At 73.5% G+C, this 24,899-nt stretch carries 12 protein-coding genes; 11 read left to right on the forward strand and 1 reads right to left on the reverse strand.

Going from position 1 to position 24,899, the window contains the following annotated elements; genetic code table 11:
* Window positions 1-27: 27 nt before the first annotated feature.
* Window positions 28-1,977: an alpha-amylase family glycosyl hydrolase gene (locus WMF14_RS42105; protein WP_437796020.1), complete on the reverse strand. Its 1,950-nt coding sequence runs from the start codon at window positions 1,975-1,977 to the stop codon at window positions 28-30.
* Window positions 1,978-2,603: 626 nt separating this feature from the next.
* Here WMF14_RS42105 and WMF14_RS42110 point away from each other — a divergent pair.
* The 11 genes from WMF14_RS42110 to WMF14_RS42160 all read left to right on the forward strand — a co-directional run bounded on the left by WMF14_RS42110 (window position 2,604) and on the right by WMF14_RS42160 (window position 24,868).
* Window positions 2,604-6,137 carry an AAA-like domain-containing protein gene (locus WMF14_RS42110; RefSeq protein ID WP_437796022.1) on the forward strand — a complete coding sequence of 1,178 codons (3,534 nt, stop codon included), beginning with the start codon at window positions 2,604-2,606 and terminating at the stop codon, window positions 6,135-6,137.
* A 310-nt stretch (window positions 6,138-6,447) separates the two neighbouring features.
* Window positions 6,448-10,152: a protein kinase domain-containing protein gene (locus tag WMF14_RS42115; RefSeq protein WP_437796025.1), complete on the forward strand. Its 3,705-nt coding sequence runs from the start codon at window positions 6,448-6,450 to the stop codon at window positions 10,150-10,152.
* Window positions 10,149-13,394 (forward strand): hypothetical protein, encoded by a 3,246-nt coding sequence (locus WMF14_RS42120; RefSeq protein WP_437796028.1) that lies wholly within the window; start codon window positions 10,149-10,151, stop codon window positions 13,392-13,394. The genes WMF14_RS42115 and WMF14_RS42120 overlap by 4 nt, the downstream gene beginning before the upstream one ends.
* The gene (locus WMF14_RS42125) at window positions 13,394-14,008 is read left to right on the forward strand and encodes a hypothetical protein (protein ID WP_272102270.1); all 615 of its coding nucleotides are present in this window, start codon (window positions 13,394-13,396) and stop codon (window positions 14,006-14,008) included. Before WMF14_RS42120 ends, WMF14_RS42125 begins: the two co-directional genes overlap by 1 nt.
* Before the next feature lie 535 nt (window positions 14,009-14,543).
* Window positions 14,544-15,638: a tyrosine recombinase XerC gene (locus WMF14_RS42130; protein WP_437804397.1), complete on the forward strand. Its 1,095-nt coding sequence runs from the start codon at window positions 14,544-14,546 to the stop codon at window positions 15,636-15,638.
* Window positions 15,635-17,947, forward strand: coding sequence for a sulfatase-like hydrolase/transferase (locus WMF14_RS42135; RefSeq protein WP_437796031.1), 2,313 nt, complete (start codon window positions 15,635-15,637; stop codon window positions 17,945-17,947). The genes WMF14_RS42130 and WMF14_RS42135 overlap by 4 nt, the downstream gene beginning before the upstream one ends.
* 201 nt (window positions 17,948-18,148) lie before the next feature.
* Window positions 18,149-18,574 carry a MarR family winged helix-turn-helix transcriptional regulator gene (locus tag WMF14_RS42140; RefSeq protein WP_437796034.1) on the forward strand — a complete coding sequence of 142 codons (426 nt, stop codon included), beginning with the start codon at window positions 18,149-18,151 and terminating at the stop codon, window positions 18,572-18,574.
* A 53-nt stretch (window positions 18,575-18,627) separates the two neighbouring features.
* Complete coding sequence (locus tag WMF14_RS42145; protein WP_437796036.1) at window positions 18,628-19,611, forward strand: hypothetical protein; 984 nt, start codon at window positions 18,628-18,630, stop codon at window positions 19,609-19,611.
* Between the two features lie 102 nt (window positions 19,612-19,713).
* Window positions 19,714-21,249 (forward strand): Eco57I restriction-modification methylase domain-containing protein, encoded by a 1,536-nt coding sequence (locus WMF14_RS42150; protein ID WP_437796039.1) that lies wholly within the window; start codon window positions 19,714-19,716, stop codon window positions 21,247-21,249.
* Window positions 21,250-21,328: 79 nt separating this feature from the next.
* On the forward strand, window positions 21,329-22,414 hold the full coding sequence (locus WMF14_RS42155; protein ID WP_272102259.1) for an ATP-binding protein: 1,086 nt from the start codon (window positions 21,329-21,331) through the stop codon (window positions 22,412-22,414).
* A gap of 9 nt (window positions 22,415-22,423) precedes the next feature.
* On the forward strand, window positions 22,424-24,868 hold the full coding sequence (locus tag WMF14_RS42160; protein WP_437796042.1) for a DUF5682 family protein: 2,445 nt from the start codon (window positions 22,424-22,426) through the stop codon (window positions 24,866-24,868).
* The last annotated feature ends 31 nt before the right edge of the window (window positions 24,869-24,899 follow it).

Genomic DNA, 24,899 nt, shown 5'->3' on the forward strand with positions numbered 1-24,899 from the left:
CTTGGAAGGTAGGAGTGCCGGGGAGGATCAGAGACCATGGATGACCTGGTCTTCCGGGATGAGCAGCGCCCCGCTCACCGGAGGCAGCGTGACGGTGACAGCGCCGTTCGCGCCCACCCTATATGTCTTTTTTTCGGCCGAGAGCACGTCGACGAGCACGGTCCCCCGCGTCAGGCCCGTGGCCATCGTCGCCCCCTGGAAGCTCGTGGCGCTCTGCTTCCAGGGGTGCGTGTTGAGCACCACGAGCGCATAGTCGCCGTCCGGCTCCCCCCGGTCGAACGCGAAGATCCCCGCGTCCTCGTCCTCCTCGTCCGTCCGCTCCGTGGACCAGCGCACCCGCTGCTCGCCGAGGGTGAGCGCCTTGTAGCCCCTGCGCAGCGCCGCGAGCCGCTGGACCCACCGGAAGAGCGGGCGCTGCGTGTCATAGCCGCTCTCCCAGAGATCTTCGCGGTTCGCCGGGTCGTCGCCGCCGCTGAAGCCCTGCTCCGTGCCGTAGTACAGGCAAGGGATGCCGTCCTCGGTGAAGAGGAACAGGAGCGCATTCCTGAGCGCCGCCTCGGGATCGGCCTTGAAGGGCGAGGCGCCCGGGCCGACATGGAGGAAGCGCGGGACGTCGTGGTTGTCGATGAAATTGACCAGCGCCTTCAGCGGCGGAACACCGATGCCGTTCGCGTTCGGCTCAGCGCCGTAGTTGAGCGCCCGCGCGTCCCAGAGCTCCTCGATCCGCCGCGTGGCCCGGGCGTCCCGGAAAACATCTCGAAAGACCTGATAGTGCTGGGGGAAATACAGGACGGAGTCGACCGAGTCCCCCGTGATTGGCGCGGCGCCCGGACAGCCCCCCTCCGCCTCGCCGCCGTTCTCGCGCACGAGATCGCCGCCGAGCGCTTGGTCGTGCGGGTGAGCCGGGACCTCGTGCCTCGTGAAGCTGCCGACGAGGTCGTCCTCGCCGTCGAAGGCCTCGCCGAACATGAAGAAACGGGTCTTGCCCATCGCGGCCAGCTGCAGCCGGACGTTCTGCGTGAAATAGCGCCAGAACTCGTGCTCGACGTGCTTCAGCGTGTCGATGCGGAACCCGTCGACGTCGGTGAGCTCGACCCAGCGCACGAACACGTCGACCATCGCCCGCTTCACGTCGCAGCGGGAGGTGTCGATGTCCTTGAGGCCGCCCGGGAGATCGCCGTGCACGAGCTGGTCGAGATCCTCGAAATCGAGGATGCGCCCCTTGCGGTTGTACACCTCGGGGTTCTGGAAGACCTCGGGCCGCGGCGGGAGGTGGTTGGTCGCGGGTTCGCGGCGGAAGACGATCGGCGCCCGACCGGACTTGCCGAGCGGCGTCCGCGCCTGGACGCCGCGAGGGTCGAACTCCGGATCGTACTCGTTCACCGCCTCGAGCTGGAGGCGCCCGTCCCCGCCGCTGCCGTGGGCGTCCGCGTCGGGCTGCCCGTTCTCGTTGATGTCGTAATAGAACAGCTGGCCGACGTGGTTCGTCACGATGTCGACGATGACCTTCATGCCGCGGTCGTGGGCCGACGCGACGAGCCGGCGCAGCGACGCGAGGTCGCCGAAATGGGGGCTCAGCTCCGTGAAATCCTGCGTCCAGTAACCGTGGTATCCGTCGACACCCGCGTCGGTGTCGACGTTCTTGACGATCGGCGAGATCCAGAGCGCGGTGACGCCGAGCTCCTCGAGGTAGGGCAGACGCTCCTCGAGCCCCTTCCAGTCGCCGCCGTGCCACCTGCCCGGCCCCGAGGACACCCGGGTGTTGTTCCCCGCGTCGCCGTCGGCGAAGCGGTCTATCAGCACCTGATAGATGATCTCCTCCCGCCAGTCGCTCGCGTGCGTCCCGAGCGAGAGCGAGACCGACCGCGCGGGCTCCTGGTCGAGCTCGGCGCACGCCCCCGCGAAAAGCGCGAGCGAGGCGGCCCCGGCCGCCCGCGCGGTCCGCCAGAGGGAGAGTCTCGATCGCCGCCGGTCCATCGTGATCACCTTAGCTCGGCGTGTCGCGCCATCACACATCCACGCGAGCCGACACACGCGCCGGACGAGAGCCCATCTCGCCTGATGAGCCCGATGGGCAGCGGCGCGGCCGGCGCGAGCGCGTCCGGGTCGGGCCGCCCGCGCGCTCCGGCAGGCACTTCTGGAGTGTCAGGCAAAGCCGTAGTATCCGCAGGAGCCCTCCGAGCCGCAGAGCGCAATGCACAGACGAGCAGCGGCACGGCGGCCAGCACGGCCACGACGCGATTCTGCCCCACCCTCAACGCACCTCGCACGGCGCGGACGCTACACCGGCAGCAGTGGACCGGTCCACGATTTCTGGACGTAAAAAGCGGGCTTTCGCGGCGCGACACGATCGGCGCACACGCAATCGCGCCGCGCGCAACGCAGGCGCGCAGGCGCACAGGCGCACAGTAGAGCCCGGGCCGCGCGTCGCCGGCGCCTCCGCGGACGAGTCCCGATCGCGTGAGCGCCAGCCCACCGGGTCGAGGCGACATTCGCGTGACATTCACCGCCCCGTCGCGAGCCCTCTTGTTTCACCGCGGACGCCAGCGACACGGGCTGTCGTTCCGTTGACGGTCCTGGCGTCGCATGGCACCGTCAGATTCGTGACCTTCTCGGCGCCTCCCGACCTCGATCAGGCGAAGGCCAGTGCCCGAGATCACAGGCGCCGGTTCCAGGCGGGCGGGACCGTGGGCGAGGGCGTGATCTATATCGAGCGCCCCGCGGACAGAGAGCTCTTCGAGGCGCTCCTGCGCGGAGAGCTCTGCTATGTGCTGTCGCCCCGACACACCGGGAAGTCCAGCCTGCGACTCCAGGTCTCGATGCGGCTCCGCGCCGAGCAGGTGGAGTGTGCGAGCGTCGATCTCGGGGCGCTCGGCACCGACACCACCTCGCCGGTGAGCTGGTACCTCGGGCTCGCCTCGGAGATCGCCGAGCAGCTCGGGCTGGAGCCGCCGGACGAGTTCTGGGACGCGCACTGGCACCTCGGGCCGGTGCACTGCTGGTTGCGCTGGCTCGAGGACGTCGTGCTCGTGGAGATCTCCTCCGCGATCGTCCTGTTCGTCGACGAGGTCGACGCCACGCTGAACCTGCCGTTCTCGCGGGACGATTTCTTCGCCATCCTCCGGGCCTTCGTGAACCGGCGCGCGGAGCGCCCCGCCAACGCCCGGCTGACCTTCTGCCTGCTCGGGGCGGCGGCGCCCTCGGAGCTCGCCGCGGATCCGGCGCGCGCGCCGTTCAACATCGGCCGCCCGATCCGGCTCGACGACTTCACCCGCGCCGAGGTGCGCGGCTTCCGCGCGGGCCTGGAGGGGCTCGCGGCCGACCCCGACGCGCTGCTCGACGCGGTCTTCGCGTGGACCTCGGGGCACCCTTACATGACGCAGCGGCTCTGCGCCGATCTCGCCGGAGAGCGGCGCGATCTCGACGTCGACGAGGCCGTGGCGCGGCGGTTCCTGGACCAGGGCCGGACCGAGGACCCGAACCTGCGCCACGCGGAGCGATGCCTGGAGGCGCAGGGGCCCCGCTGCGGGCGGGCGCCGGCGCTCCTCCGGCTGTACAAGCAGCTGCTCGATGGCCACCGGGTGGGCGTCGACGCCGGGGACCCGGTCCAGCGGACGCTGCTGCTCTCGGGGCTCTCCGTGGAGCGGACGGCGGCCTCGGGCGCGCCGTACCTCGACGTGCGCAACCGCGTCTTCCGCCACGTCTTCGACCGGGCGTGGGTCCTGTCGCGCGAGGCGGACCGGGCCACCAGGGAGCCGCTCGCGCGCTGGCTGTCGCACGGGCAGAGAGACGACTACCTCGTGGGCGGCGTGGCGCTCGCGGAGCTCACGTCGTGGTGCGACGGGCGGGGAGACCTCTCGGCGGAGGAGACGGCGTTCCTCTCCGCCTGCGCGCGGGCGGAGGGCCAGAGGCGATCGACGCGGCGGCTCATCACCGTGCTCGCCGTCGCCGTCACGCTGCTCGGCGGCCTGATCCTCGTGCTCCTCTGGCACATGGGGAAGGAGGAGCGGGCGCTGCTCCGCGCGCAGCAGGAGTCGCGCGAGAACGACGCCCGGCGGCTCGCGGCCCAGTCGGCGAAGGAGCGCGCCGAGGGCCTGCTACCCCGCGCGCGCCTGCTCGCCGTGGAGGCGGCCCTCGCCGCCAGGGCGAGCGGCCGCCCCGCGGGCCCCGCCGTGGTGCAGGCGCTCGGCGACGCGGTCTGGGGCCCCGCCGTCGACCAGGAGGTGCTCGTCGGGGACGGCGGCGCGGTCCAGCACGCGGCCTTCAGCCCCGACGGCCGCCTCGTCGCCACCGCCTCGGCCGACGGGGCCGCGCGGATCTTCCGCCTCGGCGGGCATGACGAGCCGCTCGTGCTGCGCGCCCGCACCCCCAGCGGCGTCGTCGCCGTCGCGTTCAACCACGACGGGAGCCTCCTGGCGACCGCGTCGACCGACGGCGCGGTGCGCCTGTGGCGCCCCGACGGCCGCGAGGACCGCGCGCTCAGCACGAGGGACGCCGCGCCGACCAGCGTGGCGTTCAGCCCGGATGGCAGCCGCGTCGTCGCGGGGACGACGGGCGGCGCGATCTACGTGTGGCGCCCCGACATGGAGGGCGAGCCGCCGCTCGTCGTGCCCCTGGGCGAGCGGCTCATCCGGCGCGCGGTGTTCAGCCACGACGGCGCCCGGATCCTCGCCACGGCCATCAGCGGGACGGTCTACGTCGTCCGCGCCGACGGGCACGGCGCCCCCGCGGCGCTGAAGGGGCTCGGGCCGGGCGTCGAGGGCGCGGACACGAGCCCGGTGGACGACCGCGTCGTCCTCGCGACGGGCGACGGGACGGCGCGCATCCTCGGCGCGGACCGGCGTGAGCCCGTCGTCCTCCACGGGCACGAGGGCGCGGTGCGCAGCGCCGCGTTCAGCGCCGATGGCGCCGCGGTCGTCACGGCCTCCGCGGACGGGACCGCGCGCGTCTTCCGCGCGGACGGCAAGGGCGCGCCGATGGTCCTCGAGGGCCACGAGGGGGTCGTGAACAGCGCCGCCTTCAGCCGCGACGGCGCGAGCGTCGTCACCGCGTCGGAGGACGGCACCGCGCGGGTGTGGCGGCTCGACGGGCCGGGCGAGCCGCTGCTCCTGCGCGGCCATGCGGGGCCGCTGACCGGCATCGCCGTCAGCCACGACGGCAGCAGGATCGCCACCGCCGGGACCGACAAGACCGCGCGCGTCTTCCGGGTCGACGGCTCGGGCGAGCCCGTCGTCCTCCGCGGGCACGAGGACCACCTGCTCAGCGTCGACTTCAGCCCCGATGGGAGCCGCGTCGTCACCGGCTCGGCCGACAAGACGGCGCGGATCTGGCGCGCCGATGGGCGGGGCCAGCCGATCGTGCTCGGCGTCCACGACGACCGGGTGGTGGGCGTCGCCTTCAGCCCGGAGGGCACCCGGATCGTCACGACCTCGTGGAACGGCATCCTGCGCGTATTCGAGGACGGCGTCCCGGGCGAGCCCGTCGTGCTGCGCGACGAGCGCGCGGGGCTGCTCAGGGCGGCGTTCAGCCCGGATGGCCAGCACATCGTGGCGACGTCGGGGCCCAACGTGAAGGTGTGGCCCGCGGACGGCCGCGGCGCCCCTCGCGTGCTCCCGTCGGGGTACGAGGACCGCGCGATCGCCGCGATCGCGGTGAGCCCGGACGGGAACCACGTCGCGATCGCCGCGCTCGACGGCTGCGTGCGGCTGCTCCGCATCGACGGCCAGGGCCAGCCCCTCCTCCTGAGCGGCCTCGGCGCGGCGGTCCGGACCGTCGCGTTCAGCAGCGACAGCGCGCGCCTCGTCGCGGTGTCGAGCGACGGCATCGCGCGGGTGCTCCCCGTCGACGGGCAGGGCGAGGCGATCACCCTCCGCGCCGAGGGCGTCACGCTGACGGACGCCGTGTTGAGCCCGGATGCCACCCGCGTCGTGACCGCCGCGAACGACGGCGCGGCGCGCGTCTTCTCGATCGCGGCCGAGTCCCTGATGGCGCGCGCGTGCGCCTACGCCGGGCGCAACTTCACGCGCGAGGAATGGGCGCAGCTCATGCCCGGCATCGACTACCGCGCCACGTGCCCCGAGTGGCCAGGCGCCCCCGAGCAGGACGCCGGCGCAGCGCCGCGGCTGGACGTGCGCTGAAGCGGGGAATCGTCGGTGATTGTCCGGGAATGTCGGCGCTCTCCGCGCTGGGTCGTGCTCGTCTATCGGGTGCACGCGTGAACGTGAACCGACGTGAACCGACGTGAACCGACGTGAACCGACGTGAACCAACGCGAACTGCGCGCTGCGAGGCCCCTGGCAGCAGCCCCACAGGATGCCTCTCCCACCTTTATTCCGTGGGGGCGGACGTTCTTGTCATGGTTCGCGCTTGAGCGGGAACCATGTATGCTCGGCCAGGCTTGCTCGCCCTCTGCCGCGCACTGCGCGGCCCCTGATCGCTGCCCGGTCTATGGCCCCGCTCGACCTGCACGCCGAGGAGCCCAACCTCGTGGACACCGCCGCTGCGCGGATCGGGACAGCCCTGAACGCCAAGTGGCGGCTGGACGATCTGCTCGGCGTCGGCGGCATGGGCGCGGTGTTCGCGGCGACCCACCGCAGGGGGACGCGGGCGGCGGTCAAGGTCCTCCACATCGAGTTCGCGCGCAACGCCGAGCTGCGGGACCGCTTCCTGCGCGAGGGCAAGATCGCGAACCGGGTCGATCACCCGGCGCGCGTCGCCGTGGTCGAGGACGACCTCAGCGACCGCGGGGAGCCGTTCCTCGTCATGGAGCTGCTCTCCGGCACCACGCTCCAGCGGCTCGCGAGCAGCGCCGGCGGCACCCTCCCGGTCGCCCAGGTGCTGCCCGTCTTCGACGTCGTGCTCGATCTGCTCGAGAAGTGCCACTCGATCGGCATCGTCCACCGCGACATCAAGCCGGCGAACATCTTCGTCACGAGCGCCGGCCACGTGAAGGTCCTCGACTTCGGCATCGCCCGGATGCGCGATCCCGAGCGGCAGGCCACGCGCGCGGGGCTCACGTTCGGCACGCCGGCCTTCATGTCGCCCGAGCAGGCGATGGGCGTGTCAGGCATCGACGGCCGGTCCGACCTCTGGTCGGTCGGCGCGAGCCTGTTCACCCTCCTTTCGGGCAAGCGGCTCAACCGCGGTCGGAGCGAGTCCGAGTCGTATTTCCTCGCGGCGACGCAGACCGCGCCGTCGATCGCGACCGAGGTCCCCGACCTGCCTGTCGAGATCGTGGCGTTCGTCGACAAGGCGCTCGCCTTCGAGCGCGGGGGCCGCTTCCAGAGCGCCGCCGCGATGCGCGGCGAGCTCCGCCGGCTGACGGCCGCGCACGCCGCCGGCCAGCTGACGCCCTCGCGCGAGAAGAAGGCGCCGCGCGTGCTCGTCCGCGGCAACGACACCATCGACGAGGACCAGGATCCGCCGTCGATCGCGCTCGTCGAGCAGACCTGCCAGCGGCTCGTCGGCGTCTGGAAGCAGCTCGCGCTCGTGCTCAGCAACATCCGCCAGTACGGGTGGAACCACCCCCACGTGAACAAGGGCATCCACTTCGCTTTCGACGAGATCACGCGGACGCTCTCGCAGAACCCCCTCGGCGTACGCTGGGAGGTCAGCCCGAGCGCGTTCACCTCGGGCGGCCAGCCGATCTGGCAGCCCGACAGGCCCCCGTTCGATCGCATCCCCTACCAGCTCTTCGCCGACGGCATCCGGAAGATCCAGATCAAGGCCGGCATCACCGAGGCCGAGCTCCGCGATTTCGCCGCCATCCTGCTCCGCGACCAGAGCTTCGGCATGGGCGAGGACGACGACGCCGTGACGGCGCTCTGGGACCGGCGCTTCGAGCACATCGCGTACATGGCGATTGACCAGTTCGCCGAGGGCGACGAGGATCTGGAGGATTTCGAGGAGCAGTGCCGGGAGGTCGCGGTAGGGGCGCGCGCCCTCGCGCAGATCGAGAGCCTCTGGGACGAGAGCTCGCTCGCGGGCAGGGCGCTGCAGAGGAACGTCGAGGCCGCGCTCGCGGAGACCGGCGCGGCCGCCTCGGCGCTCGCCATCGACCCGCTGACCCGGAGCACGCTCGGCGCCCAGATCTCGCTGCCGTCGGAGCAGTGGAACGAGCGCTACATGGACGCGTTCGTCGACGGCTATGTGGACGCCGTCCGGCACGGCGACGAGGTCCGCATGACGGGGGCGCTCACCGCGTGGACCGCCGACCAGATCGTCCTGCACAGCTACGAGCTCGCGTTCGAGGTGCAGACGATGCTCCGGCGCGCGTTCTTCGCGCGGCTCGACGGCATGCAGCGCGGCGCGGCGAGTGCGGCAGGTGCGGCAGGTGCGGCAGGTGCGGCAAGTCGACAGAGCGCCGCGCTGCCGCAGCTCTCGCCGCGCGCCGTCGACCGGGCGCTCGCGCAGGCGATGTTCCCGGTCGAGGCGCTCAGGGCGATCCTCAACGATCTCGCGACCGCTCACCCGGAGGAGCCGGCGGCCGCCGGCGCGGCGGCCGCCGGTGCGTCAGCCCCCGGCGCGGCGAGCCATGGCGCGGCGGCCACCGGCGCCGCGTCCGCAGGCGCTGCCCTCGGCGGCGCGGCGTCCGCAGGCGTGGCAGCGCAGGCCGGCGCGGGCAGAAGCGCGGCGCAGGCCGGCGCAAGCCGGAACACCATGCTGGCCGGCGCAGGCCGGAGCGCGGCGCAGGCCGACGCAGGGCGCAGCGCGGCGCAGGCCGGCGCAAGCCGGAACACCATGCTGGCCGGCGCGAGCCGGAACGCGGCACAGACCGGCGCGAGCCGGAGCGTGGCGCCGCTCGACCCGGCGATCGTCGAGGGGCTGGCCCACGCGCTCGACGCGCTCGAGGACGGCTCGCTCTTCAGCGCCGCATGCCAGTGCCACGGCGCGGTGCAGTCCGAGCGCCTGCGCGAGGTCCTGTTCGCGTACATGCGGCGGTGGGCGCCGGGCCGGGAGGCCGAGCTCGGGGACCTGCTCTCTCGCGCCCCGGTCCCCCTCGCCCTGACGCTCCTCCAGCTGCTCGCGCAGCTCAAGACCCCCGGCGCCCTCGCCGCGCTGGAGGCAGGCTTCGTGAGCCCGCACGTCGAGGTGCGCATCAGCGCGCTCGCCGAGCTCCCCGACGCCGCGGCGAGCGAGAGCGGCTCCGCGAGCTCCGCCGCCGAGCGCGTCCGGGACGAGCTCCAGAAGCTCCTCGACGACCCCGCGCCGCCGGTGCGCTGCGAGGCCCTGCGCCTCATCGGCAAGCTCGGCGTCCTCGCCGCGGGCCCGACGCTCGTGCGGAGGATCGTCGCGCCGTCGTTCCACGACCTCTCGGGGGCAGAGCGGCGGCAGTGGCTCGAGACCGTCGCGCAGCTGAACCCCGCGCGGGCCGAGAAGCTCGCGATCGAGCTGCTCGAGAAGCGCCAGCTCATCCCGTCCGAGGCGATCGAGCAGACCCGCGAGCTGGCCGCGCACTTCCTCTGCCAGGCGCGGAGCTACGAGGCGCTCCGCGCGGTCAAGGAGGCGACCAAGCCGCGCTGGTGGAACACCCCGCCGGTGCGCGACGCCGCCGCGCGCGCCGCGGTCGCGATCGCCGCGCGCCTGGTCGCGCCGACCCGCCCGAGCGAGCGCCCGCCGGTGCCGGCGCCCCCGGACGCGAGCGCGCCGCCCTCCCGCGCAAAGCGCTCGTACTCACCCGTCTCGGTCCGGCGCGTGAGCCCGGGCGGGCCGCTCAGCCTGCCGGACCAGCTCGAGCCGTGGAGCACCCCGCGCCCCGGAACCATGGCCCCGAACGGCGGCGACGCCGGCCGACCCGCCTACAGGGCGCCGCTCGTGTCGCCGGTGCCCGCCTCGACGAGCGCCGCCTCGGCGCCTCCCACCTCCGTGCCGTTCAGCCGGCGTGGGCCGCCGCCGCCTTCCTCTGCCGCGTCGTCCACCCCGACGGCCGCGCCGCCGCCGATGCCGGCGTCGATGCCGCGCCCGGCCATGCCGCCGAGGTCCCCCGCCCCGCCCTCGAGCGCCAGCGCCACGCCGTACAGCGTGCGGCAGGGCCCCGCCTCGTTGTCGCTCGGCGCGCCGTCCCGCACGGCCGTCGAGCCCGCGCCGAGCAGCGCGGTCCCCTCGACGAAGCCGGCGCCGTCTCCGTCCCCCCGGGGCGGGAGGAAGCCGTGAGCGAGGAGAAAGCCAACCTCCACGAGAGCACCGGCGACACGGCGATCTCGGGCGTGAAGGCCGACGTGCGGCGCCGCGCGGCGCTCGGCCTCGTGCAGATGATCTACCGGCTCGCGAAGGCGTGCCTCCTGCACAGCGACTCGAACCAGGCGGTGCTGTCGCTCGTTCCATCCGCGATCGACAGCATCGTCCAGTTCTGCGAGCTGTCGGGGAGCGAGGCCGCGACGATCGTGTTCGCGGGCAACACCCTCTTCATCAACGGCCAGATGCTCCGCGCCTCGCGCGAGACGTACGAGGTCGCCCTGGAGCTCGGCAGCTTCTTCGAGGCCTGCGACGTCTCGGAGCTCGTGCTCGACAAGACGGTCCGTCGCGCCGAGCTCGCCGCCTTCGCCCGCCTCCTCGCCGACGCCCAGCGCGACCGCAGCATCGCCGCGCGGCTCCTCCAGTCGAGCCTGAGGGGCGTCCGGGTCCGCAAGCTCACGAACCCGTTCCCTGGCGGGGCCATCGACGGCGACGGCACGCGCATCGGCCGGATCAGCCGCACCTACGCGGCGGCGATCCTCGTGATGCGGTCGTTCTACGCGGCACTGCGCTCGTCCCCGGCGATCCTGCCGCAGCGGGTGAAGCGCGTCGCGCAGAAGCTCGTGGCCGCGGCCGAGGAGGACGCGCGCCTCCTGCTCTCGGTCGCGGCGGGCAAGATCGCCGACCCGGACGAGGCGGGCATCAGCGTGTCCACGGCGATCGTCGCGCTGGGCATCGCCCGGCAGCTCACGACCGACAGGAGGATGCTCGGGAGCCTCGTCACGGCGGCGCTGCTCTACGACGTGAGCCGGCTGCGGCTCACGGGGGTGCTCGCCGGCTCGGCCGACGGGGGCGAGCCTGTCGCGCGCTCTCTCCTCGAGCGCGGCCTGAGCGACGATGAGAAGGAGCGGCTGCCCGCGAGCGCGGCCGTCATGTTGACGGCGCTCGGCAAGCTGCACGCGCCCTCGATCACGCGCACGGTGATCGCCTACGAGGCGCTCGCGCTCCGGCAAGGCGGCCGGCAGGGCCCGCTCTACGGCGGCCGGCGCAGCCCCACGGTGCTCGCGCGGATCCTCGCGGCGGCCCGCCAGTTCACGGAGCTCCGGACGGCGCCTTTCCCGACGATCGAGACCGCGTCGGGCGGCGCCTCGTCGCTCGACGCCGTGCTCCAGCGCATGATCGCGGGCGCCGAGAGCGCGACCGACCGGGCGATCGGCAAGCTGCTCGTCGGCGCGCTCGGCATCATCCCGACCGGGACGTTCGTGCAGCTGAGCACCGGCGAGCTCGGGGTCGTCCTCTCGACGCCGCTGTCGCCCGCGCACTTCGCGCAGCCGCCGGTGCGCGTCCTGTTCGACGAGCAGGGTCACCTCCTCGGCGCGCCGCTCGACGTCGACCTCTCGGTGCGGGCGCCGGGCGCGGAGCCGTGCTTCATCGTCCGGCCCGTCGAGGTCGAGCCTCACCACGAGCGGGCGATCCGCGCCGCGTTCGGCTTCCGCCCCGGGAGGGGCGGCGCAGCGGGGGTGGAGTCGCGCGTGACGGCGGCCGCGCCGGTGCTCTTCGGCGACGAGGTCCCGCCGACGGAGCCGGGCGACACGCTCGCGCCGCGCGCGCTCCGCTCGGAGGACGGCGCGCGCTCCGCGCAGGCGCGCAAGGAGGCCGCGTGGCTCGGCAAGCCGCTCACGAGCGCCGCGCAGGCCGGATCGTCGCCGACCAGCGTGCAGCCGCGGCAGCCCGCGCAGGCGGAGCGCCCGGCGCCGGCCGAGCGGGGTCGCGACGAGAACCTCATCTCGACGCAGCCGCCCCCCTCGACGGCGGCGGCGCGCGCGGCGATGGCGGTCCCTCCTCCGCCGCGGTTGCCGCGGGACTCGCGGCCCTTCGGGCAGGTCGCGTCGACGAGGTACTCCGTGCCCGCGCCCGAGCCGACGCGCCCGTCGCGGCAGACCGAGCGCCGGGACGACGCGCCGGCGCGGGACCAGGGCGTGGGCCAGCTGCCGACGATCGGCCCTCCGGCGGGGTTCCCGGCGTCGCGGAGGTCGGGTGATCTCCGGCTCGGCGCGTCGGCGCGCCGGTCGGATTCCCGAGTCGATCCGGAGGATTGGGACTGGGACGACGAGCTCCCGACCATCGATCCGCCGCCGCCGGGGCCGCCGCCGACCTCGCGGAGCCCCTCCTTCACGTCCGAGCATCCGCCCGCCAGCGCGCTCGATCACGCGCCCACGTACACCCCGCCCCGTCCTTCCAGCCATGCGTCGGACCGCGCCCCTGGCTACCTGCCGCCCCGTCCTTCCAGCCATGCGTCGGACCGCGCCCCTGGATACGCGTCGTCACGTCCTCCCAGCCACGCGTCGGACCGCGCCCCTGGCTACGCGCAGCCACATCCTTCCAGCCACGCGTCGGACCGCGCCCCTGGCTACGCGTCGCCACGTCCTCCCAGCCACGCGTCGGACCGTGCCCCTGGCTACGCGCAGCCCCGCATCCCCAGTCCGGCGCCGGCCCGTGCTTCCAGCCACGCATCGGACCGTGCCCCTGGCTACGCGCAGCCCCGCATCCCCAGCCCGGCGCCGGCCCGTGCTTCCAGCCACGCGTCGGACCGTGCCCCTGGCTACGCGCAGCCCCGCATCCCCAGCCCGGCGCCGGCCCGTGCTTCCAGCCACGCGTCGGACCGTGCCCCCGGCTACGCGCAGCCCCGTATCCCCAGCCCGGCGCCGGCCCGTGCCTCGAGCCATGCGCCGGGTGGTGCCCCGAGCTACGCCCCGGAGCCTGTCCCGACGGAGCGGAACGCGCCGCGCGCGTTCTCCAGCTCCGGGTCCGGCCCGAGCCTGGACGAAGCGGACCTGACGTGGACCGACGAGCTGCCGACGCTCGATCCTCCCCCGCCGCCGAGCACGGAAGAGCTCGAGCGCGATCGGCTGCTCGCGGCGTACCTGGCCGAGCGCACGCCCTTCCCACAGGCTGGTCTTCATGAGTGGAGCGCGACGTCCAGCGAGGCGCCGGGGCGGGCCGAGGCGGACGTCGACGGCAGGTGGCGCGGCGACGCGCTGTCCCAGCGCGCGACGCCGGACTCGCGGGTGATGGCGCCGATCACCATGGCGCCGATCACCATGGCGCCGACCAGCTCCAGCTCCTTGGGCGCCACGAGGCGCCCGCGCGCGCCCATCCCGCGGGAGGAGCCGGAGGACGACGGGGATGAGCCTCCGGCGCCGGAGGGGCGGGACCGCTGATGGTCTGGCCCGCTGCGGCGAGCCGTGGGCTCGCTGCGCTGCTGCTCGCCGCGCCGGCGTGCGCCGACGACGGCGGGGATCCCCCTCCGGTCGAGGACGCCTGCAAGCTCGGGTACCTGGGCGAGGAGGGCGCCGACATCCGCATGGAGGTCACCGCGCTCGACTCGAGCGACGCGGCGCACCCGGTGAGCGACGGCGACGGGATCGACATCATCATGCCGCCGCAGGGCGGGCGGGTGCTCTTCCTGGGTGTCCGCGCGACGAACCTGAGCGCCTGCGGTGTCCAGCTGTCGGGCTCGCTCCGCGATCCCATGTCCGGGCGTGTGATGTCCGAGTCGAGGACGGTCAACCTCAAGCCGACCGGCGACGGCTGGGGAGCGAGCGTCGACGCCGACATCTCGACCTTCGCGAACGTGGGAGTCTGCCCGAACAACTGGTCGAGCAGCGACATCTTCGATCACGACTACGAGATCGTGGTGCAGGTGAAGGACAGGGAGGGCCGGACGGCGAAGCAGGTGCGGCAGGTCCGGCCGGCGTGCAACGAGCCTGAGTTCGAGGTCGAGTGCCGCTGCATCTGCAAATACGGGTACGTCCTCGGCGAGGCGTGCGAGTAGGCCGAAGCGCTGCGAGCCCAGCAGCGGAATGGCTGATCCGGAGCGATATCGCCCGCGCCGGCACGGCCAAGCGCCCTACACATCGAGGACCTTCCACGATCGGGTTCACAAGCGCATCGCGTCGCGGTCCGTCAGGGGCAACTACGATTGAGGGGCTCCTTCGCTGCGAGCGAGCGGGCGTCGGTCTCACGCGCGTCGAAACAGCAGATCGTCGCCGCCTTGCTCGGCAGTCCCATTCACGGTTCGACAGCGCAGCTCATGGACCATCCTGGACAGCACGGCGCTCACGCCATGTCGCCCACCGGGTGGGTGTTCGCTCGTGATCCGTGAAGTGCGTTTTTAACAGGGCATGGCGCGACGCGCCCTGCGACCTCCACCTGCCGCCGGGACCTGGCGACCGCCGGCCGCGGTCCCCTCCGGCCAGCGCCCGGCTCCCTCGCCGCGCCGCGCAGCGGCGCCGGCCGAGCGGCGCTCCAGCTCGGCCAGCGGCGAGTCTTTGCCTGCGGCGCCGTCCTGGTGGTAGGGCAAACCCGTGATGCACGCGCGGCGGAGCGGCGATCGATCCGGCGGGACCACGCTGGAGCAGGCGATCGCGCGTTTCCTGACCTACCTCACGGCCGAGCGGCGGGCCTCGCGCCACACCGTGGACGCGTACCGGCGCGACCTCGAGCAGCTCGCGCGCTTCGCCCGCGAGAAGGCGGCCGCGAACGCCGACCACCGCCCTGCGCCAGCGCGCAGCAAGGCCTCGGCCGCCGGCAAGGCCTCGGCCGCCGGCAAGGCCTCGGCCGCCGGCAAGGCCCCGGCCACCGGCGAGGCTCCCGCTCCGGACGAGGCCCCGGCCGTGGATGGCCTCGACGTGCTCCTCCTGCGCGGCTGGCTGGGCTCGCTCGCGCGCACCCACGCGCCCGCCTCGATCGCGCGCAAGGTGGGCGCCGCCCGCGCCCTGCTCCGCTACCTGGAGCGGCGCGGCGAGGTCGACAAGAACGCGGCGGCCCAGCTCGCCCTGCCCAAGGTCCGGCGCCCGCTGCCCACCTTCCTGGACGTCGACGCCGCCGCCGAGGTCATGGAGATCCCCGGCGCCGAGACGGCCGAGGGGCTCCGCGACCGCGCCATGCTGGAGACCCTCTACGGCGCAGGCCTGCGCGTCTCCGAGCTCTGCGGGCTCGACCTCGCCCACGTCGACCGGCACCCGGCCGACAGGGCCGCCGTGCGCGTCGTCGGCAAGGGCAACAAGGAGCGGATCGTCCCGCTCGGCTCCCACGCCCTCGCCGCCATCGAGCGCTACCTCGAGCGGCGCGACGAGCTCACCGATCCGACGACCGGCGCCCGCGACCCCCGCGCCCTCTTCCTGTCCCGCCGCGGCGCGCGCATCGGGGTGCGCCGCGTCCAGGCGCTGGTGCAGCGCTACGGCGCGCTCGGCGCCGGCCGGGCCGACCTGCACCCGCACGCGCTCCGGCACACCTGCGCGACCCACCTGCTCGACGGCGGCGCCGACCTCCGGGCCATCCAGAAGCTGCTCGGGCACGCCTCGCTCGCCACCACGCAGCGGTACACGCACGTCTCGATCGACCACCTGCTCAAGGTCTACGACGCCGCTCACCCCATGGCGCGGAAGCGGAGCCCGGCGTGAAGCGAGCCTCGAGCTCGCCGGGCCCCGCGGTCCCGACGCTGGCCCCCGCGTGGGCGGGGCGGCTCGCCAGGAGCGCGCTCGGCGCCAGCGTCTTCGGCGTCGTCGCCGCGTCGCTCGACGCCGGGTGGGCCACGGCGGGCGCCGGCGACGACGCCACCTTCCAGCTCGCCACCTACCTCGCCGACATCGGGGTGTTCGCGCCCGTCGCGCTCGTCGTCGGCCTGCTCGCGGGCGCCTCCGCGATCGTGGTCGACCCGTCGAGCCCGCCGTCGCCGGCCACGCTCGTGGGCGCGCTGCGGGTGCGTGCGATCGGCCGGCCCGCCGACATCGCGGCGTTCGTGCCGCTCGCGGTGCTCGCGGCGTTCCTCTGGATGACCCTGTGCGCCCACCTCGCCCGCGCCCTGCTCGGCCTCGAGGCCGCGCCCCTCCTGGTGGGCACCGCCGTCGCCGCGGGCGCGCTCGGCCTCGGCCTCATCGCGGGCCTCGCCGTCCTCGCCCTCACGCCGCCGCTCCGGCGCGCGCTCGCCAACGCCAGCGACGGCCGCCCCGCCTGCGTCGATCCGGCGGTCACGGGCGGCGTCGCGCTCGGGATCGCCGCGGCCCTGTTCGCGCTCGGGGTCGCTACGGGCGGGGTCTCGGGCGAGGGCGGCTTCCTCGGCATCTACGGCATCTTCAAGCGCCCCGAGCTCGACCTGCGCGCCCCGGCGCTCCTGCTCGTCGTCGCGCTCGCGGCCTTCCTCGCGCCGGCCGCGGTCCGGACGGCGCGCGCCCCGGTCGCGCTCCTCGCCGCGCTCCTGCCGCTCGCGCTCACCACGCGCGCCGCCTCCGCGCTCAACGCGGAGCCCGCGGTGGCGCAGGCGATCGAGCGCGGCGCGCCCGTCGGGGGCAAGAGCCTCGCGGTCCTGCGCCGCCTCGCCGATCGCGACGGCGACCACGCGGCCGCCCTCTTCGGCGGCGGGGACTGCGACGACCACGACGCGCGCGTCCACCCGCTGGCCCAGGAGATCCTCGACAACGGCGTCGACGACGACTGCTCCGGCGGCGATCTCACGTCCGCGGCGCTCGCCGCGCTCGCCCCCGCCCCCAAGGCGGCCCCGGGCGCCGACTCGCCCGGGTCGTCCGCCGCGCGCCTGCCGGCGGACCTGAACGTCGTCCTCGTCACGGTCGACACGCTCCGCGCGGACCTCGGCTACGCGGGCAACCAGCGGCCCGTGTCGCCGAACCTCGACGGCCTCGCGGCCCGCTCCACGGTGTTCGAGCGCGCGTACTCGCTCGCGTCCTACACGGGCAAGAGCGTCGGCCCGATGCTCATCGGCAAGTACGGGAGCGAGACCCACAGGAACTGGGGGCATTTCAACAAGTTCAGCGAGGAGGACACGTTCGTCGCCGAGCGCCTGAAGCGCGCCGGGGTGCGCACGATGAGCGTGCACGGGCACCGCTACTTCGGCAGCTTCGGCGGGCTCGATCGCGGCTTCGACGTGGTGGACATGTCCGCGGCGCCGCCGGAGGGCGCGCCCTGGGACGTCGACAACAAGGCGACGAGCGCCGCGCTGACCGACGCCGCGCTGCGGCTGCTCGGGTCGACCGAGAACACGGGCGAGCGCTTCTTCCTGTGGGTCCACTACCTCGACCCGCACGCCGACTACCTCCGGCACGACGACGTGGCGGGCTTCGGCGCGGCCTCGCAGCGGGATCTCTACGACGGCGAGGTGGCGTTCACGGACCGGCACATCGGCCGGCTGCTCGACGCGATCGCGGCGGCGCCGTTCGCCGGGCGCACGGCGATCGTCGTGACGAGCGATCACGGCGAGGCGTTCGGCGAGCACAAGATGTTCCGCCACGGCTTCGAGCTCTGGGAGGAGCTCGTGCGGGTGCCGCTGCTCGTCCACGTGCCGGGCGCGGCGCCGTCCCGGGTCTCGGCGCGGCGCAGCCTGATCGATCTCGCGCCGACGCTGCTCGACCTGATGCGGGCGCCCGGGCCTGGCGAGGGCGCGCACGCGAGCGATTTCCTGTCGGGCGCGTCGCTCCTGCCCGACGTGTTCCTCGCCCCGGGCGAGCAGGCCGAGGCGCGCGACGTGCTGATCGACATGCCGGCGGGGCCGTACAACGACGCGCGGCGGTCGTTCCTCCGCGGCGACATGAAGCTGACGATCTCGGGCGGCGCCCGGTTCGAGCTCTACGACCTCGCGAGCGACCCGGAGGAGCGGAAGAACCTCTGGGGCACGCCGGCGGCGAAGGAGATCGAGCCGTACTACGCGGCGGCGCGGGCGCGCCTCCGCGAGGTCCACGTGACCGGCGCCCGCAAGTGACCGCCGCCCGCGACTGACCGCCGCCCCGACGCGACCACCCCGCGAAGCGGCCGGCGTGTGCGGCCGACCGGCCGCGCCGGTCGGTGGCGGTCGCGCGGCGCGCCTGCCCGCCCTCCGCGGCGGACGGACCGGCGCTGGTGATCGCGCGATCGCGTCGGCATTTACTTGCGCAATGACAACTAATGCGTAATAGACAATATTGTGAACAAGCAAAAGATCCTGGGCTCGCCGCTCGAGCGGTTCACGCGGATGATGTTCTCGCGCATCATCGCGGGGCTCGCGCGGGCGCTGCACGAGGAGGACTTCAGCGTGGCGCAGGTGGCCGCGCTGCACCTCGTCGATCAGGAGGGCCCGGTGCGCGTCACCGCCCTCGCCACGTCGCTCGGGCTCTCGGCCTCGGCCGGGAGCCGGCTCGTCGATGGCCTCGTGCAGCGGGGGCTCCTGGCGCGGCAGGAAGATCCGGAGGACCGCCGCGCGAAGACGCTCGCGCTCACGCCGCTCGGCCGCCGCTTCGTCGACCAGGCGAGCGTGGAGCGGGTCCGGGTGATCATGGAGACGGCCAGGTCGCTGCCGACGGACATCTCGGCGGCGATCCTGTCAGCGATCAGCGCGTTCCAGCGAGAGTGAGCCCGGTCGCGGGGCGCCTCGCGTGAAACCCCTTGTCTGAAGAGGAGGTCAGCATGGATATCGTCGTGTTTCTTTCTCATGAGATCCCGGCCGCGCTCGGCGCGCTCCGGGAAGTGGCCCTGGCCGACGGCGCGCCCGCACGCTTCGACCCGAAGCAGCGCGCCGTCCTGGAGGAGCTCGCGGCCCTGCACGGCGCCTGCGCCGATGTCGACGGGCTGCCGCGCGTCGCGCCCGAGGCGGTGGCCAGCGCGATCCCGGATCCGCACCGGCGCAAGCGGCTGGTGCAGCTCGCGCTCGTGACCGCGATGGCGGACGGCGAGGTCACCGCGGCCGAGGTGGATGCGGTCGAGGCGCTCGCCCGGGCGCTCGGCGTGCGCGAGCAGGGCGTGGGCGTGCTCCGCCTCGTGGCGCGCGGTCACAGGGGGCTCGCCAAGGCCGCCGTGAGGCGCAGGCTCGTCGGCGCGTTCGCCGGCGAGGTCCTGAGGAGAGAGGGCCTGTCCGGCGTGCGCAGTCTCGTCGGGCCCTTCTTCCGCGCGGGCGTCGCGGATCGCTCGCGGGCCTTCCGCTACAAGCAGCTCGGGCTCCTGCCCGAGGGCACGTTCGGCCGGGTGTTCTGGGAGCACTGCACCGCCCGCGGCTTCCTGTTCCCCGGCGAGAGCCGGGACGCGATCCCGGAACGCATGGTGTTCCACGATCTCGGCCATGTGCTCGCGGAGTACGACACCGATCCTGCGGGCGAGATCCAGGCCGGCTCCTTCCAGGCGGGGTTCATCCGGCGCGACGGTTTCGCCTTCCTGCTCTTCGTGATGCTGCAGTTCCACCTCGGGATCCAGATCACGCCCGTCGCCGCGCCGCAGGTCGGGCTCTTCGAGGCGCGCAAGGTGCTGCGCGCGGTAGCGCGCGGCGCGGCCTGCAAGGTCGATCTGAGCGATCGCTGGAACTTCTGGGACGTCGTCCACCTGCCGCTCGACGAGGTGCGCGAGCGCTTCGGGATACCGCCGCTCGCCGCGGTGGCGGCGCGGCAAGAGGCCGCCTGAGCGGCGCGCCGCGGGCGCCGCCTCCCCAGCAAGGCGCCCACGGAGCGTTCACCGACCAGGCACGGTTGGCTCGATGCCCCAGCTGCGGTAACCACGTCATCGATGAGCCGGGCAGCGAGACTCGAGGCAGCCGCCCTGCCGCCGCTCCTCGACCGCGTCGACCTCCACCGCATCGAAGCCGCGCGGGCGCTCGATCCCCGCACGCGGTCCGAGCTGGGTCAGTTCCTCACGCCGCCGCCGGTGGCGTCGTTCATGGCGTCGCTGTTCGAGCGGTCCTGCGAGGAGATCCGCGTGCTGGACGCCGGCGCCGGCGTGGGCAGCCTCCTCGCGGCGTTCACGGCCAGCGCATGTGCCCGCCGGATACGCCCGAGCGCGATCCGCGCGACCGGCTTCGAGATCGACCCACGGCTCGCGGCGTACCTGCGTCGGACGGCGCGCGCGTGTCGCGACGAATGCGCCGGCGCCGGGATCGACTTCACCGCCCGCATCATCGAGGCCGACTTCATCCGGTCGGCCGTCGAGCAACTCGACGGCGACCGGCCTCGCCCGGGCATGCCGCGCTCGTTCACCCACGCGATCCTGAATCCACCCTACAAGAAGCTCAACTCGGACACCGAGGCCAGGGCGGCGCTGCGGCGCGTGGGCCTCGAGACCAGCAACCTGTACACGGCCTTTCTTGGTCTCGCGATCCTTCTCCTGGAGCCGGGCGGGGAGCTCGTCGCGATCACCCCCCGGAGCTTCTGCAATGGTCCTTACTTTCGGCCATTCCGGGAGCTGTTCTTCCGAGAGATGTCGCTGCGAAGGGTGCACGTCTTCGAATCGCGCAAAGCGGCGTTCGCGGAGGACGAGGTCCTTCAAGAGAACGTCATCATTCACGCCGTCAGAGGCGGCCAGTGCGGGTCCGTCGCCATCTCGTCGTCGCGCGGTCCCGGGGGCGGGCCGCTGTCCGTCCGCTCCGTGCCATTCGAACACGTCGTCCGGCCTGGAGATCCCGAGCTGTTCATCCACGTGGTGCCGGATGACGCCGGGGAGAAGGTCGCCGCGACGTTCGCTCGCATGCCATCCCGATTGACGGACTTGGATGTGGGCGTCTCGACGGGAAAGGTCGTCGACTTCCGAGCGCGCGAGTTCTTGCGTCAGGAGCCCGACAGGGGCACCGGTCCGCTGATCTACCCGACGCACCTCGCGTCGGGCGTCGTTTGCTGGCCCAAACGCGGCAAGAAGCCGAACGCCCTCGTGCACGCGCCTGAGACGGCCGATCTCTGGATGCCCAGGGGGAACTACGTGCTCGTCAAGCGCTTCTCGTCGAAAGAGGAGCGGCGGCGGGTCGTCGCCGCCCTCTTCACGCCCGAGAGCGCTCCGGGAGCCAGGATCGGGTTCGAGAACCACCTCAACGTGCTCCACCGAAGCGGCGGAGGGCTGCCGGCCGTGATGGCGCGGGGCATCGTGGCCTTCTTGAACTCGACCCTCGTGGATACACACGTTCGACAGTTCAACGGGCACACCCAGGTGAACGCGACCGACCTGAGGAACCTCAGATACCCGACCGTCGAGCAGATCGAACGGCTCGGGCGGCGGGTGCCCGATCCCGGCATTCCACAGGAGGAGCTCGATCACCTTGTCGAGGACCTGCTGTGATGGCGAGGAGATCGAGTCCGCTCGCGCCGCTCTCTTTCCCGCTCTCCGCCCCGTTCTGCGGTAACCTCCTGCGCCACCCATGAGCGACCTCCGCCAGCCCGCCGAGACCAAGTACGAAAACGAGCTCGCGGCCCTCGCCGCCAACGACACGGCGCCGAGGCCGCCCGGGTGGCGCCTCTCGCCGAGGGCCGTCGAGACGTACATCCTCGGCAGCGACAAACCCGTCGGCGGCGTCGCGATCTCCCCCAAGTACATCGGCGATCGCGCCCTCGTGCAGGTCGCCCTCGCGACCCTCGCCTCCGACCGCGCCCTCATGCTCGTCGGCGAGCCGGGCACCGCCAAGAGCTGGCTCTCCGAGCACCTCTCGGCCGCCATCAGCGGCACGAGCGCCCTCGTCGTCCAGGGCACCGCCGGCACCAGCGAGGAGCACGTCAAATACGGCTGGAACTACGCCCTGCTCCTCGCCGAAGGGCCCTCGCAGAAGGCGCTCGTGCCCTCGCCCATCCTCCGCGCCATGCGCGACGGGCGCTTCGCGCGCTTCGAGGAGATCACCCGCACCTCGTCGGAGATCCAGGACGCGCTCATCTCCATCCTGTCCGAGAAGCAGATCGCCGTCCCCGAGCTCGACCAGGTCGTCCCCGCGCAGCGCGGCTTCAACCTCATCGCCACCGCCAACACGCGCGACCGCGGCGTCAACGAGATGAGCGCCGCGCTCAAGCGCCGCTTCAACTTCATCACCGTCCCCGTCGTCGACGACCTCGAGCAGGAGATCCGCATCGTGCAGAAGCGCGAGGCCGAGCTCCGGGGCGACTACCAGGTCGGCGTCGAGCCGCCCGCCGAGCTCGCCAAGCTGCTCGTCACGCTCTTCCAGGAGCTCCGCGCCGGCGTCACCAAGGACGGCAAGACCAAGGTGAAGACCCCGGGCTCCGTCCTGTCGACCGCGGAGGCCATCAGCGTGCTCTTCAACAGCGGCATCCTCGCGCAGCACTTCGGCACCGGGAAGGTCACCGCCGACGACCTCTCCCGGTCGCTGCTCGGCGCCGTGAGCAAGGAGGGGGGCGACGACCTCAAGGCCGTCCGCGAGTACTGCGAGACCGTGGCCAAGGGCCGCGCAGGGCTCTGGAAGGAGTTCTACGCCTCCGCCAAGAAGCGCCTCGCGATCTGAAGGGACCCGATGGACCTCGACCGGCTCGCCGCCGTGCACCTCTTCCCGGTGCGCCACCACTCGCCGCGCTCCAGCGCGACGCTGCGCGCCTACCTCGACGAGGTGCGCCCGAAGGCGATCTTCGTCGAAGGCCCGAGCGACGCTACGCCGCTCCTCGAGGCGCTCGTCGACCCGAAGACCGTCCCGCCCGTGGCGATCCTCGGCTACCGCACCGACGGGGAGCCCGCGTCGTCGCTGTGGCCGTTCGCCGCCTACTCGCCCGAGTACGTCGCGGTGAAATGGGCCTTCGAGCACGGCGCGCGCGTCGAGCTCGTCGACATCCCCGTCGGCACGACGCTCGCGCCCTTCGACGGCGCCCCGGTCGGCCACGACGACGCCGACGATCCAGGCGGCCACGAGCGCGAGATCGACGAGGACCGCGGCGAGCACGGTGACCACGGTGAACACGGCGAGCACACAGACGACGGCGGCGCAGGGGACGGCGGCGACGGCGGGCCGGCCAGCGCGGAGGAGCCGCAGGAGAGCATCTATGCGGCCTGCGCGCGCGCCCGGGGCTTCCGCTCGTTCGAGGAGTTCTGGGAGGCCTCGTTCGAGGCGCCCCGCTACGATCCCGGGCCGTTCCGCGAGGCCCTGCTCGCGTACGCGGACCTGGTGCGCAGCGACGGGGACCGGCTGATCCACCGGGCGCGCGACGCCTACATGGCGCGGAGCATCCTCGAGCGCATGGGGCCGGACCTCGCCCCGCACGAGGTCGCGGCCGTGCTCGGCGCGGCGCACGCGGCGGCGTTCGCGGCGCGCGACGTCGATCCGGCGCTCGAGGCGCGGCTGCCGGCGCCGATCCCGTGCGCCGTGACGCTCATTCCGTTCAGCTTTCCGCGGCTCTCCGAGCAGCTCGGCTACGGCGCGGGCAACCGGGCGCCGCAGTACTACCAGCGCGCGCACGACGCGGGCGGCGACTTCCGGCGCGCCACCCTCGAGGTGCTGATCGACTTCACCGAGCACCTCCGCCTCCGCGGCTTCATGGCCTCGCTCGCCGACACCATCGAGGCCTTCCGCCTCGCGGTCTCGCTCGCCGAGCTCCGCGGCAAGGCGGAGCCCGGCCTCGACGAGGTGCGCGAGGCGACGATCGCCACGATGTGCCGCGGCGACGCCACGCACGTCGACGGCTTCCTCTGGCCTGCCGTCATCGGGCGCAACGTGGGCCGCGTCGGGGGCGGCATCGGGAAGAACTCGCTCCAGGAGGAGTTCTGGCGCGAGGTGCGCGAGCGCAGGCTCCCCGCCACCGACGCGCCCGAGTCGTTCCGGCTGTCGCTCACGAACGAGGTCGAGGTCGGGACGAGCGTGCTCCTGCACCGGCTCCGCATCGCGAAGATCCCCTACGCGGCGTACGCCGGCACCCGAGCGGCCGGGCGGGGCGGCGCGGGCGCTCGCGGGCAGCGGCGCGGGCAGGCGGCGAGCGAGGTGCCGCCGGACGAGCTGCTCCGGCAGCTGAGCGAGACGTGGGAGGCGCAGTGGACGCCGGCGACCGACGTCGCGCTCGTCGAGAAGATCGTCCTCGGCGACACGCTGGAGCAGGTGGCGACGCGGCTGCTCGAGGAGGACCTCGCGGCGTGCCACACGACGGGCGAGGCCGCCGACGTGCTGCTGAACGCCGTGCTCGCGTCGAGCGCCCGCGCGGCGGCCTCGGCGCTCGACGCGTGCGACCGGTTCGCCGCGGGCGACAGCGACCTGCCGTCGCTCGCCCGGGCGTGCCGCGCCTTCGCGGGGCTCGCGTCGTTCGGGTCGTCGCGCTCACTGTCGTCGCTCGGCGACGGCGTGATCGCGACGATGCTGGAGAAGACGTTCGCGCGCGCGGTCCTGCGCGTCCACGGCGGCTGCACGGGCAGCGACGAGGCGGTCGCCCCGGCCAAGGAGGCGCTGCGCACGCTGCACGACGTGGCGCTGTCGCAGCCGATCGTCGACCGTGCCGCGTGGTTCGAGGCGGCGCGGGCGCTCGTGGACAGCGACGCGGTGAACCCCACGGCCTCGGGCCTCGCGTGCGGGCTGCTCTACCTGGCGCAGGTCATCGATGATGCGGAGGTCGCGCGGGTCGTCGGCCTGCGGCTCGGGAGCGCGGCTCCGCCCGAGGCGGCGGCGTCGTTCCTGGCCGGCTTCCTCGAGGTGAACGCGCTGGTGCTCGTGAAGAGCCGCCCCGTGGTCGAGGCGCTCGACGCCTTCCTCGGGGGCATCCTTCCCGAGCGCTTCAAGGACACGCTCCCGGTCCTGCGACGCGCCTTCGCGGCGCTCGGCGCGACCGAGCGGCGGTACCTGCTCGAGAACGTGCTCGCCGCGCGGAAGCTCGGGGACAAGGCCCGCGCGGCGCAGGCGGTGCTGCTCGAGAAAGACCGCGAGAAGCTGAAGGAGATGAGCGAGGACCTGTCGCAGGCCATGGACGACCTGGACGACCTGCTCTGACGCGGGGCCGTGACCGCGGCGCACCGCGCGC

Origin of the sequence: Sorangium sp. So ce693 (genome assembly GCF_051521375.1) — a bacterium.
GTDB lineage: Bacteria > Myxococcota_A > Polyangia > Polyangiales > Polyangiaceae > Sorangium > Sorangium atrum.

Excerpts from the sequence above, each read along its gene's own strand:
- WMF14_RS42145 (WP_437796036.1), top strand. The coding sequence starts at position 18,628 with ATGGATATCGTCGTGTTTCTTTCTCATGAGATCCCGGCCGCGCTCGGC.
- WMF14_RS42105 (WP_437796020.1), bottom strand. The coding sequence starts at position 1,977 with ATGGACCGGCGGCGATCGAGACTCTCCCTCTGGCGGACCGCGCGGGCG.
- WMF14_RS42150 (WP_437796039.1), top strand. The coding sequence starts at position 19,714 with ATGAGCCGGGCAGCGAGACTCGAGGCAGCCGCCCTGCCGCCGCTCCTC.
- WMF14_RS42130 (WP_437804397.1), top strand. The coding sequence starts at position 14,544 with ATGCACGCGCGGCGGAGCGGCGATCGATCCGGCGGGACCACGCTGGAG.
- WMF14_RS42155 (WP_272102259.1), top strand. The coding sequence starts at position 21,329 with ATGAGCGACCTCCGCCAGCCCGCCGAGACCAAGTACGAAAACGAGCTC.
- WMF14_RS42115 (WP_437796025.1), top strand. The coding sequence starts at position 6,448 with ATGGCCCCGCTCGACCTGCACGCCGAGGAGCCCAACCTCGTGGACACC.
- WMF14_RS42125 (WP_272102270.1), top strand. The coding sequence starts at position 13,394 with ATGGTCTGGCCCGCTGCGGCGAGCCGTGGGCTCGCTGCGCTGCTGCTC.
- WMF14_RS42160 (WP_437796042.1), top strand. The coding sequence starts at position 22,424 with ATGGACCTCGACCGGCTCGCCGCCGTGCACCTCTTCCCGGTGCGCCAC.